We start from the raw sequence: 536 nt of genomic DNA, 5'->3' as shown, positions 1-536 counted from the left end.
TCGCATCGCCCCAACGCCGCCAGCCATAAACGTAGTCAGTAACTCGCATCAGTGACACTGGGGGAGAGGGGGGCTTTACCCGGGTTTGGTGGGGAGAGCTTTTGCCACAGTCTAGGTTGCCCCGAGACCCGGGGCTGGATGTCAGTTTTCAACTTAAAATATCTGCCATGAACTGGCGATTTGCTTATGTTCAGCGCTGTTCTGTAGAGTAACAACTCGTGCACAGCGCTGGTAATCCAGAAAGTTGAGCACGGCATTTAAGGCCCTGTGGCGCAGTTGGTTAGCGCGCCGCCCTGTCACGGCGGAGGTCGCGGGTTCAAGTCCCGTCAGGGTCGCCACTTGATTAATTTCAAGTCTGGCCAGATAGCTCAGTCGGTAGAGCGTCCGCCTGAAAAGTGGAAGGTCAGCGGTTCGATCCCGCTTCTGGCCACAATTAATCCCCAGTCCGAAAACGGGCTGGGGATTCTTTGTTTTACCAGGTGTTTGTCGCGGGGATCGTCGTAAAGCACGGGTTAAGTAAAGAAAAGTGTGTCTTT

At 54.3% G+C, this 536-nt stretch carries 2 tRNA genes; both read left to right on the top strand.

Annotated features, from left to right (window positions below):
• Positions 1–261 precede the first annotated feature (261 nt).
• Positions 262–338: transfer RNA gene (locus tag HMPREF3130_RS01725), tRNA-Asp, on the top strand.
• A gap of 19 nt (positions 339–357) precedes the next feature.
• Positions 358–430: transfer RNA gene (locus tag HMPREF3130_RS01720), tRNA-Phe, on the top strand.
• The last annotated feature ends 106 nt before the right edge of the window (positions 431–536 follow it).

The sequence above is a fragment of the Corynebacterium sp. HMSC14B06 genome, from assembly GCF_001807075.1.
Lineage (GTDB): Bacteria > Actinomycetota > Actinomycetes > Mycobacteriales > Mycobacteriaceae > Corynebacterium > Corynebacterium jeikeium_D.
The sequence above is the reverse complement of the archived record's forward strand: the minus strand, read 5'-3'. Positions and strand labels throughout refer to the sequence as shown.